Raw genomic sequence first — 11,957 nt, forward strand, 5'->3', positions numbered from 1 at the left:
ACCTCAGCTCACCTTTTGTTGACTTGGCGTGTGAGCATGATTTGATTGGCTAGACTCACTCATCGATTTAAAGAAATATAAACACACTGCAATCACCAGCATGGGAATAAGTGCCCCATAAAACGCTTGTTGACCACCAAAATGTTGAAATACTAAACCTGTGATCATTGAACCCGTGCTACCACCCAGCGCTGAAAATACAACGATTAGCCCTGTCATCGACGCGTGCTGTGTAGTGGGTAAACTACTTAGCATTACCGAATTAATCACTGGATAAATAGGCGCCATAAAAAGACCGATCAGCGGCATGAGAAAAGCCACAAGGGGTGCGTCAAATAACGAAGAAATAAGCGTTTTCTCAATACCCTCAGTCATCGGTAACGTTAAAATCACTAATCCTGCCATAGCGGCAAGGCAAACATTTAACACCACATACCAATGTACTTTGGTGAGCACAACGCCGGCACCGAGCCGACCGAGTGCTAAGCAAGCAGCAAAAACACTGGTAATTTGCACGCTAATATTCACCGGTAATGACAAGATCTCATTATTAAAAGTAGGCAGCCAAGTGCCTATACTCTGCTCTATCAATACGTATAAAAATGCGGAAATCACAAATACCAGCACAAGGGGCTTAGCCACAAGCTTTAACATCGCTATAAATGCAGAGACACTAGACTCGGTGGCTTGCGTTGGCTCTGGCTTTGCAATTGGGGAGATCCAAACAATAAATGCGGTGAACGCGCTCAGCACAGCTAACACGAAATAGACGTTTAACCAGCCAAGAGAGTTATCGCCGCTGTCAATAAACGCCGCAAAAATCCAATAACCGCCGAGGACCCCTAACATAAACACGCCCTCAATAAAATTAAGCAGGCTTGAATGTTGGTTGCTTCCTTCAGTGACTTGGCCAACGAGCGCATAAACCGACACTTTGACCACCGCAAATGCCGCACCCACGCAAGCAAATACTAGTTTAAGAATCCAAAACTCAGCGACCATAGGTGTGATACTGCAAATCAATGCCACGCCCGCGAGCACTGCGGTCAAAGCAATTTTAAATCCAACCCTGGGGATAACCGACGCAACCAGAAATGAAACGATGGCGATGGGAAGATCTTTAAATGCCTCTAAGGTGGCGGCCTGCGCTTTTGTAATGCCAAAGCTATGAATAGACTGCAAGATGACCGTCCCTACGCTATTGAGCAAAATAGCAAATAGGAAGTAACTAACGGCCATGGCAAGTATGATACGTGCTCGATTCATTGTTATTCTCGTTAAAACACTGTGATTCCTTTTTAGTCTAGACAGACTTTCTTATTTTTGCAATCGTTTGCATTTCAAATCACATCAAAACAATTTAAGCTAATGATTGTTATCGCATATTGTGCTGCTTTAACTAGACTGTCTGATCACTAATAATGACGGCACCTCTTGAGACGCACATGTCTCACCACTTAGCTGAGAGAGCAGCTTTTCCACCAATAACTGTGCCGCTGCATTGGTGTCTTGTTTAATCGTAGATAGCGCAGGGAAGCTGATCTGTGCCATGGCTATGTCGTCAAATCCGACTATTCGTACGTCATTTGGTACGCTAACGTAACGCTCTTTTAGCGCTTTTAGTGCCCCAAGCGCGACCATATCACTACACGCAAAGATCCCATCAAAGGTTAATCCTTGTGCTCGCAACAAAGCGTTTATACTCGCGTAGGCAGCCTCTGAAGTAATGTCGATTTTAATCATTTGCGCTTCTACCTTGGCTTTTTCCACCGCATGGCAAAATCCGCGATAGCGCTCACCGAGTTCGGCATGGCCCGGATCGCCCAAAAATAGAAGTTTAGACGCTCCCTTGGCAATTAAGTGCTCCGTTGCGCTAAGGCCACCAATAAAATTGTCACTACCAACGATAGGATAATTTGCAGAAGTTTTAGGGTCGCCCCATACCACGATCGGCGTGCCAGCTCTTGCAGCACGTTCAATTCGTGCTTGCTCCTTGCCTTGCCCGACAACGATAACTCCATCGGCTCGACGGCCAGAAATAAAATAACCATGCCAGTCTTCCCCTGCCATATAAGAATTAGAGAGTAATAACTCGTACCCTTTTCGGTTCACCGCACGATTAATATCGCTCACTACTTTAAGTAAAAATGGGTCATCGACGGATTGTTTGGTTTCGGCTTCGAGATTGATAATAACGGCAATGACTTTGGTTTTTTGCATCCGTAAGCGACTAGCCGCCGCGTTAACGCTAAAGTGATGCTCTTTTGCAAGCGCCTGAATGCGCTCTCGAGTTTCCTTTTTTATCAGAGGGTTATCATTGAGTGCACGGGAAGCTGTGGAGGTAGAGACTCCAGCTAGCCTTGCTAGATCCGATAGCTTTAATTGTGTTGTTCCCATCGCAAACCCCTTCTTAGCACACGTTATTACATCGCTATTCTTACAATTTTTTGATACTTAAACCATAACTAATTGAATCTCCTACCCTAACCAAGCAGAAAAGATAAGCAATCACAGTAAATTTGTAACGCCTTCCATCATTTTATGACAAATTTTTAAACAACATCATTGCAAACGTTTGCATTAAGATCTATTTTAAAAAATAGACAGTCGTTAAATACCAGTCTATGACAACAACAAGAGGGCTTTAGCCGTGATAAAAACTAACTCCTTAAGCTTGATCGCTGCAGCTATAACGCTTGCGTTAAGCGCATCAGCTCAGGCTGAACAACAACCGAACAATAACAAAGAAAAAGTAGAAACCATCATTGTGTCAGGTACACCTGGTGGCGCAGGGATCAGAAAAATTGATGCAAGCTTTGCTGTGACTAACATCGATGCCGTGCAAATTGATAAGCTCGCCCCCAAAAGTACCGCTGACTTGCTTAAAGCGGTGCCTGGGATCTGGGTTGAAAGTTCAGGAGGTGAATCCGGTGCCAACGTTTTTGTTCGCGGCTTTCCAGGCGGTGGGGATGCACCATTCTTAACGGTTAGTTTGCAAGGCAGTCCTATATATCCCGCGCCAACGCTCTCATTTTTAGAAAACACCTCGATTTTCAGACTCGATGAAACCATCAGTATGATGGAAGGCCTGCGTGGTGGACCAAACCCCGTGGTGTCTAATGGTCAGCCGGGCTTAACAACTAACTTTCAACTTAAACGCGGCCAAGCCGACACCGAAGGGACGTTTAAATATACCACCACAGACTATGGTCTTAACCGCATTGACGGCGTGTTAAGTGGTGAGATCTCCAATGATCTTTACTACATGGTTGGCGGCTATATCAAACGCTCTTCTGGGATCCGTGATGCGGGCTTTACCTCAGAAAAAGGCCATCAATTTACCATAAACCTAACCAAAGAGTTTGCTGATGGTGAATTTAACCTTTATACCCGTCAAACTGATGACAGAGGCGCATGGTATCTGCCAACCCCACTTAATGTTGAGGGTGTGGATGCGGGCTTTACTCAGCTGGGAACGAATAATCGCAAAGCTATTATTTATGTCGGTGATGCAAATGCACCGATGAGCGTAGATATGGGTGATGGTCGCGGCTGGAAAGGCCATGTTTCTGGAGGTAGCTTAAAAGTAGAATTCAAAAATGGTTGGCAGTTAAATGACCGCTTTAGCTTAACGCAAGGCGATGCAAATACACTAGGCCTTGTGCCTGCTGGCAGTGCCATGCGTTTAAGTGAAGTGGCGGACAATGGTGAAACCGCAACAGGTAGCGTCACGGGCGATGAATACGCGGGTGATACCATGGTACAACAATATGGTCGCTGGGTTGTATTAAAAGATATCGAAGCTTTCACCAATGACTTAGCCTTAAGCAAAACCTTTGGTGATTGGTCAAGTGCCTTTGGTATTTATACAGCAACTACTTCTGCAAAAGACTGGTGGAGCTTAGGCAATACCGCCTACCACGTTTTGGAACAAGGTGGCGAAGCATTGAATGGTATCGCGTGTAATAGCGATGTTGCCGGTTGCGCCTTCAACTACGACATTAACAGTTCTGGTGATGCCACGACATGGGCAGTTTATACCACTCATAGTTACCAAGCTACTGAAGCGCTTAAATTAGACTTAGGCCTGCGTAGTGAGCAGCACGAGGTAGAATACTCTGTAGATGAAGATTTAGACGGAGTGATCACAAAAGCGGTTGACTATGATGAGCGCAAGACTTCATGGACCTTAGGCGCTGACTATAGTTTGAGCTTAGATTCAGGTGTTTTTGTGCGTATGAACAAAGGCTACAAAATGCCTTATTTCGACGACTTCAGAGATAACTATAGCACCTATGAATCGGGCGAGTCGCTGATTAAAGAAGTCACACAAGCTGAGCTTGGCTATAAATATATGGGTGAAACCGGCGACCTCTTTGTTACTTTATTTACCAACGAAGTAAAAGGCGACACGTTTGTAAGACGCCCAGGTATACCTGCGGAAATTCTAACCAATGAAGCAACCGGTGTAGAACTTGATTACAGCTACAACCATGAATCGGGTTTATCGATAAACTTGAATGCCACTTGGCAAGACACTGAAATTACTGAAAGCCCAACAAATGAGGGAAATAAAGCACAGCGCCAACCAGATTGGATGCTGCGCGTTACACCAAGCTACGACTTTGAAGTATCAGGTATGTATGCCACCTTGTATGGCACACTCTCAGCTGTAGATGACCGTTTTGGCGATAATGAAAATACTGTCGTGTTAGAGGGCTACGAAAAGCTTGATATTGGTCTTATCGTAGAGCCAACAGAGGGCGTAAAATTACAACTAGCGGTAGATAATCTTACTGATAAACAAGGGATCACCGAGGGGGATCCACGTAACCCAGATTCACCTAACGGCCGCTATATCATGCCAAGGAGTGTAAAGTTTAGCGTTGCGTATACGTTCTAGTTGCTGTAACTAAGCGTTTAACATAGCGCTGCCCGCTTATATCAAATGCCTGAGGCTGGTAGCGCTAAAAAGACCTAATCAAATACACTTCAGAACACCGCCTGCTACCCTAAACCTTAGTTATTGTGCCAAGAGAAACCGCCACCAACTTTTCTTCGTCACCGCTTTGCGCATATACCTTACATTCGCATGTCGCCTGACGTTTACCCGAATACAACACGGTTGACTTCGCAATTAGCTTATCGCCAATAGCGGGTCTAACATAATTCACTTTATACTCTGAGGTAACACAGCTGCCCAGCACCGATGCACCAGCAAAAGTAATACAATTATCAGCTAGATAGCTAACCACGCCGCCATGTGCAAAACCATAGTTTTGTTTAAGATCATCCCGAATAGCGAGACTTAACTCAGCAACGCCAACCTCAAACACCTCCAACTCAGCGCCCAACAACAAACTAAAAGACTGCTGTGCTAGGATCTCCTTTCCTTCCTCTAACATAGTATTGCTCAACTTCTTCTCCTTAATTATATTTAAAATATCAACGCTCAAATAGACTCGACGTCGCGAATAGTCTTCACGTTATAGTAAACAATCATAGTTAATTAAAACCGCGATATGATTAGCTCAACACGACTAAAAACTGGGCTAGAAATACCGCCTATCACTAAACTCCCATAGGTCAACTACAATGTAAACAAGCAGCTATATCAATTATTTTACGTATTCTGAATGAGTTTGAAATGTTGCCACATAATTTAGGACGGGGTAGCTACAATAAAAAAGCCGCTTAGCTAGAAACTAAACGGCTTTTTCTATATTCAAGCTAGGGTTGGATTAATCTAACCAGAACTCTTTTTTGAACTTAATACCAAACTCACTGCGGTCATTGCTGCGCATGACACCAACAAAGCCACTTTGCTGTAGACGACCTACATCGTACACTTCGTTTAGCACGTTTTCACCGTATAGCGTTACTTCCATATCACCTTCAGCGTTGGTGTATGAGATGTTAAAGCCTAACAATTCGCGAGAATCAATATACTCGCTTGCTCGTGTTACAGACTGACCTTGCATGTCTGAGCGGTACGAGTAGCTTGCGTTAACTGCAATCGTTGCACCATGCTCTAAGTCATGGAAGTAAGATGGTGCGACCATTACAGTCCATCGAGGTGTGAGTGCTGGCGCATCGCCTTTACCAATACCAATAACACCTTCATCAACATGGGTAATTTCTGAGTCTAGGTAACCGATTGAGCTGCGTACTGAGAAATCATCAGTAATTGCGATTGTCGTTTCAAGTTCAATACCTTGTGCTTTCGACTCACCTGCATTTTCCACGATAGTGACGAAACCACCGCCAGCAGTCGGGTCGTTGAAAGGTAACGCCAGATCGGTGTAATCCGTTACAAATGCAGCAACCATCATAGATACGTTGTCATGCACTTGGCCTTTGAAACCGATTTCGTAGTTAATCGCTTTAGTTTCATCAAACGCAGCGAATTGATCTGGACCACCAAATGGACGTGGTGGGAAGCCGCCACTTTGGTACCCTTTTTGGACCTGCGCGTAAACATTGATGTCACGAGTTAACTGGTATGACGCATTCACGTCCCACGTCACTTCGTCAAAGTCTGCGCTTACATATTTACGAGCACCAAAGCTTGGGAATAGTGCGTTTGCCTCTTTTTTGTCTTCAGAGTAACGTAAACCACCACCTATGCTGAACAGCTCAGTCACGTCAAAGCTTGCATTTATGTAAGCCGCATAGGCATCGGTTTCTTGGTTGATATCAAAGTAACCGTAGTCACCAAAAGAAGCAGTCTGACCATCGTTTAATAAGCCATTTGGCGTGTTCCACGGGCTAAATACGAACGGACCAGAGCTGGTAAAACCGTCTTCGTTAAAGTAATAAAGACCCGATACAAAATCCCAAGAGTCATAAGTACCGTTTAGTTGTAGTTCAAATGAGTACTGATCTGCACCGCCCTCTTCTGGGAATTCAGATAGATTAAGTGCTACCGCATCGTCATCTAGGCCACCGGTATATTCAGAACTACGCTTGCTTGCGATAAATTTAACAGAGTAAACATCACTTGCTTGCCAATCAGCAGTCACTGACCCACCCCAACCAGAATAATCTGTGCTTTCAATGCCAGCAACCGTTGTTGCCAAATCATCAGGATTGTTTGGCAACATAGACTCATCTAGCAATGGGAAGTCACCATTGAAAGGGTCATTTGAGTCAAGTGGACCTGTTAATTCAATAGTATACGGTGATTGACCAGACTCGTTCTCAACGCCGTCAAATGCAGCGGTGACAACTAAATCATTCGTTGCTTGCCATCTAAGTGCTAAACGGCCACTAAACTCTTGCTCTTCGCCGATTTCCTTTTCAGGATTTGCTAAGTTGATTGCTTTACCTACACCGTCGCGCTCTTTATAAGAAGCACTTGCAGAAAAGCTCAGTGTGTCTGTTAACGTCTGGCTTGTATACAGGTCAGTCGCTAAACGACCGCGAGAACCTATTTTAGCTTCAACGCGTGCAACTTCTTCAGCGCCAGGTTGTTTAGTGATCACATTTACCGCACCGCCTAATGTGTTACGGCCGTACAGTGTACCTTGTGGACCACGTAGTACCTCTACGCGTTCAACATTGGGCAGTGAAAGGTTAGAACCCATCTGACGGCCAAGGTATACGCCATCAACGTAAACACCAACACCTGGGTCCGTTGTGATCACATGGTCTTGTAGACCAATACCACGGATAAATACAGAAGCATGTGCAGCGTTACCTACACCATAGCGAGTAATATTTAAGTTTGGAACGAACTTACCAATATCGTCTAGATTGCTGATATTGGCTTTATCAATATCACTAGCACCGATAGAAGTAATCGCAGTAGGCGTTTCGAACAAGCTTTCAGTACGTTTACGAGCAGTCACTTCTATTTTTTCAAAAACTTGTTTTTCTTGCTCTACATTAGCTTGTTCAGCCAATGCTGTACTAGGAAGGGCTACTGCTGCTAACACTGCAGCTGAAATCGCAGATAAACCAAGGCGAGGTAAAACTGTAATCATATAATCTCCAAAGGAATCACCGTGTGTGTGCTAGTTGCGAGAGGTCACAACTAGAGAAGTAACAAGCTAAGTGTCATTACCTCTAGCCCAGTAATCCGTTAAATCTAAATAGACTTAAACACTACAAATTTTGGGCATAAAAAAAGATGCACTAGGGGCATCTCTTTCCTCTGGAGGGGTATTATAGTCACAACCAGAGTAAATTGAAATATTTATTTAATAAAAATTACTTTTAGGGTTTTTGTAACCATAATAAAACCAATATTAGAAAATTAATTTTAATAAAAAATCGTTACAGAACAATTGATTATACTAGATAGTAGGATTATATGTTACTAAAGTGAAACTTCAGCCTAGGTTTTTGCCGTGGTTTTAGTTTGCTTGAAATAGCTTCTATTAGCGAAGCTGTGAATGATAAGACTAATTGGTATTAGGCTTAGTGGCAAACGGCAGACGAAAAAAAACCAGCCTAAGCTGGTTTTTTTATTTGGTGCGAATGGGGGGACTTGAACCCCCACGGCCGAAGCCACCACCCCCTCAAGATGGCGTGTCTACCAATTCCACCACATTCGCAAATTCGGTGTATTTCCTAATGATTAATTAGGTACGTCAGAAGCTGGATTTTCTTCTGTCGCTGGCACATCATTTGTTGCTGGAACTGTTGTTGCAGCAGCTGGTGCCTCTAGGTTTTCCCACTCATTAGTCTTTTTAATCTGACCCGTAGTTAGGTTACCTAGAACAATACTTAGTACAAAGAATATCGTTGCTAAGATTGTTGTTGTCTTGGTCATAAAGTTACCTGCGCCTGATGAGCCGAAAACTGTCGCCGATGCACCTGCACCAAACGAAGAGCCCATATCTGCGCCTTTACCTTGTTGAATTAACACCATACCAATTAATGCTAATGCCACAATTAAGTAAACAACCATTAGAATTTCGTACATTTACTTATCCTTTTGCACTTCTGCATATAGCTGCGAAACTCTCAGGTTTTAGGCTTGCGCCACCTATAAGTCCACCGTCTATATCGTCTTGTGCGAATAACAATTCACTGTTCTGTTCATTAACACTGCCACCGTAAAGGAGCTGCAGTGATTGTGCAATTTGCTTGTCATTGTCTGAAAGCAAATCACGTATAAATTTGTGTACTGCTTGCGCTTGCTCAGGAGATGCTGTTTTACCAGTACCAATAGCCCAAACAGGTTCGTATGCTATCACAGAGTTTGTTAGCGCTGCTACACCTAATTTGGTGATAACTGCGTTTATTTGCCTAGCAACCACTTGCTCTGTCTGCCCATTTTCTCTTTCTTCTTCGGTTTCACCAACACATAAGATTGGTGTCAAACCTTGTTCTTGAGCATGTGCAAATTTGTTCGCAACATCTTCATCGCTTTCGCCGTAAATAGCTCGCCGCTCTGAGTGACCAACTAAGGTATATGTTGCACCTAGCGATTTTGCTAGGGACGCCTGAATTTCTCCAGTATATGCGCCTTCTTTATATTCCGAAACAGTTTGAGTTCCGACAGTAAGCCCTTTACTTGCTGCTTGCTCAATAAGCATAGCAGGAGGAAAAATAATAACATTTGCTTGAAATGCTTGATTGCTTACTGCTTCTGATATTTGGTCAACAAGGGCTTTTGAGCCATTCATTTTCCAGTTACCAGCAACAATTTGCTTTCTAGTTGTCATACGATACTCCGCAGTAGAAAGCGGGTGAGATACTAACTCTACTCACCCGAAGTTACAAGAAATAAATTTAACTTTTGGTTTAATTGCTCACAGATTCAACAACTTCAGCGATTTTTTGGGCAAAATCGATAACTTGCTTCTGTTGCTGAGCTTCAACCATGACGCGAACCACTGGCTCTGTACCAGATTTACGCAATAGCACTCTGCCCTTTCCGGCAAGCTGAGTTTCAACTTCAGCGACAACCGCTTTAACAGCGTCCTGCTCGGTTGGATCATCTTTAGTGCTATAGCGCACATTAATCATCTTCATTGGGTATTTGCTAAAACCTTCACCCAAATCTTTTAATGTTTTATTCTGCGCAACCATGGCAGCAAGCACTTGTAAGCTAGAGACAATGCCATCACCGGTGCTGATCAGATCCAGATTTAAAACGTGACCTGAACTTTCGCCGCCGATTTTCCAGCCTTTCTCACCAAGAAGCTCCATTACATAGCGGTCACCGACCTTACTACGCTCAAACGCAATTCCGCGTGATTTAAGGGCGTTTTCGAGCCCCATGTTAGACATTACCGTACCTACAACACCGCCACCTAATGTGCCATCGGCATGAGCTTGGCAAGCGATAATATAGACGATGTCATCACCATCAAATACATGACCGTCGTGATCGACCATCATGACTCGGTCACCATCACCATCATAAGCAATACCAACATCCGCTTGATGTTCAAGCACGGCTTTTTTCAACGCTTCGACATGCGTTGCACCGCATTTTTCGTTGATGTTGACACCATTAGGTTCACATGCGGTTGTGATCACATCCGCACCTAGTTCACGCATGACACTTGGTGCAATGTGATAAGTCGCGCCATTTGCGCAGTCCAGCACCACTTTCAACCCTTCAAGCGATAGCTCTTTAGGAAACTGGCCTTTACAAAATTCGATATAGCGACCATCCGCACTCTCTAGGCGCTTAGCTTTACCGAGTTTTTCAGACTCGACACACGTCATTGGTTCATCCAGCTTTGCTTCTATTGCAAGTTCCACCTCGTCAGGGAGCTTTTTACCATCGCCACCAAAAAACTTGATGCCATTGTCATGGTATGGATTATGAGATGCACTGATCACAATACCAGCCTCAGCTCTGAACGTTTGCGTCAAGTAAGCAACAGCAGGTGTCGGCATAGGCCCCAATAAAATCACATTGATCCCCGCGGCAATTAACCCAGCCTCTAACGCGGTTTCAAGAAGGTAGCCAGAAATGCGGGTATCTTTGCCAATAATTACCTTTTTGGTACCACGCTCAGACAGCACTTTTCCAGCCGCCCAGCCTAGTTTCATTGCAAACTCAGGCGTAATTGGGAACTCGCCCACCATGCCCCTTACACCATCCGTACCGAAGTACTTTCTTGTTGTCATTGAGTAACTCCATTAACCGACGCTAGCCATACATTAAGCGCGTCGCTTGTTTCTTTTACGTCATGAACACGAATTATGTGCGCGCCTTTCTGTGCACATACCAGCGCACCGGCTAGACTCGCAGCTACACGCTCATGCGTTTCCCGAGTGAGTAGATGTCCAAACATGGACTTTCTAGAGAGGCCTGTCAGAATAGGCAAATTGAAAGCGTGAAACTTGTCCAACCCTCCTAATATCTGAAAGTTATGCTCTAGAGATTTACCGAAGCCAAAACCTGGATCTAAAATCAGCCGATTGGTATCAATCCCAGCTTGCTTGCACGCACTGATCCTAGCTTCGAAAAACTGACTGATGTCTGAAAATAAGTCATCATAGTGAGGGTTATTTTGCATTGAGCGAGGTTGACCTTGCATATGCATTAAACAAATTGGTACATCACTGTACTGAGCTGCGACTTCAAGCGCGCCTGGCTCTTGCAACGCTCGAACATCATTAATGATATCAGCGCCAGCCTCTATTGCTTGTTTCATCACCTCAGCTTTACTGGTATCTACCGAAATCACACAGTTAGAGTGTGTGCGAATTGCTTTAATAATCGGTATTACGCGCTGTAATTCTTCTTCTAATTGTACGTCTGGCGCGCCGGGACGAGTGGACTCTCCACCTATGTCTAAAATGGTAGCGCCTTGTGAAAGCATTAAATTTGCTTGCTCGATTGCGCTATCAAGGTGAGTAAAATGTCCACCATCAGAAAATGAGTCGGGAGTAACATTTAAAATCCCCATTACCTGAGGCTTATCTAAACTAAGGGTGCGCCCTTTGGGTAAACGTAACTCGTACATTCTATACCTATTTTCTGTAGT

At 44.1% G+C, this 11,957-nt stretch carries 9 protein-coding genes and 1 tRNA gene; 1 reads left to right on the forward strand and 9 read right to left on the reverse strand.

The features are described 5' to 3' along the window. Positions 1-3: 3 nt before the first annotated feature. On the reverse strand, positions 4-1,266 hold the full coding sequence (locus PNC201_RS10445; protein ID WP_010605073.1) for an MFS transporter: 1,263 nt from the start codon (positions 1,264-1,266) through the stop codon (positions 4-6). A 129-nt stretch (positions 1,267-1,395) separates the two neighbouring features. Further along, entirely contained in the window at positions 1,396-2,397 is a 1,002-nt protein-coding gene (locus tag PNC201_RS10450) for a LacI family DNA-binding transcriptional regulator (protein WP_102057002.1), read from the reverse strand. Positions 2,398-2,650: 253 nt separating this feature from the next. Between PNC201_RS10450 and PNC201_RS10455 the strand changes: the two genes are divergently transcribed. Continuing rightward, positions 2,651-4,903, forward strand: a complete 2,253-nt coding sequence (locus PNC201_RS10455) for a TonB-dependent receptor (RefSeq protein ID WP_102057003.1) — start codon at positions 2,651-2,653, stop codon at positions 4,901-4,903. Positions 4,904-5,012: 109 nt separating this feature from the next. On the opposite strand, the gene PNC201_RS10460 is transcribed toward PNC201_RS10455, so the two are convergent. The 7 genes from PNC201_RS10460 to folP form a co-directional block, all read right to left on the reverse strand. Beyond that, complete coding sequence (locus PNC201_RS10460; RefSeq protein WP_010373862.1) at positions 5,013-5,417, reverse strand: PaaI family thioesterase; 405 nt, start codon at positions 5,415-5,417, stop codon at positions 5,013-5,015. 324 nt (positions 5,418-5,741) lie between these two features. After that, positions 5,742-7,985, reverse strand: coding sequence for a TonB-dependent receptor (locus PNC201_RS10465; RefSeq protein ID WP_102057004.1), 2,244 nt, complete (start codon positions 7,983-7,985; stop codon positions 5,742-5,744). A 488-nt stretch (positions 7,986-8,473) separates the two neighbouring features. After that, positions 8,474-8,558 (reverse strand) — tRNA-Leu (locus PNC201_RS10470). 23 nt (positions 8,559-8,581) lie between these two features. Further along, the gene (secG, locus tag PNC201_RS10475) at positions 8,582-8,929 is read right to left on the reverse strand and encodes a preprotein translocase subunit SecG (RefSeq protein ID WP_010373860.1); all 348 of its coding nucleotides are present in this window, start codon (positions 8,927-8,929) and stop codon (positions 8,582-8,584) included. Between the two features lie 4 nt (positions 8,930-8,933). Then, positions 8,934-9,674, reverse strand: coding sequence for a triose-phosphate isomerase (tpiA, locus tag PNC201_RS10480; RefSeq protein WP_010605078.1), 741 nt, complete (start codon positions 9,672-9,674; stop codon positions 8,934-8,936). A gap of 79 nt (positions 9,675-9,753) precedes the next feature. Beyond that, positions 9,754-11,094: a phosphoglucosamine mutase gene (gene glmM / locus PNC201_RS10485; protein WP_102057005.1), complete on the reverse strand. Its 1,341-nt coding sequence runs from the start codon at positions 11,092-11,094 to the stop codon at positions 9,754-9,756. Beyond that, positions 11,091-11,936, reverse strand: coding sequence for a dihydropteroate synthase (folP, locus tag PNC201_RS10490; RefSeq protein WP_102057006.1), 846 nt, complete (start codon positions 11,934-11,936; stop codon positions 11,091-11,093). The genes glmM and folP overlap by 4 nt, the downstream gene beginning before the upstream one ends. Positions 11,937-11,957 lie beyond the last annotated feature (21 nt).

Source organism: Pseudoalteromonas sp. NC201 (assembly GCF_002850255.1).
Classification (GTDB): domain Bacteria; phylum Pseudomonadota; class Gammaproteobacteria; order Enterobacterales; family Alteromonadaceae; genus Pseudoalteromonas.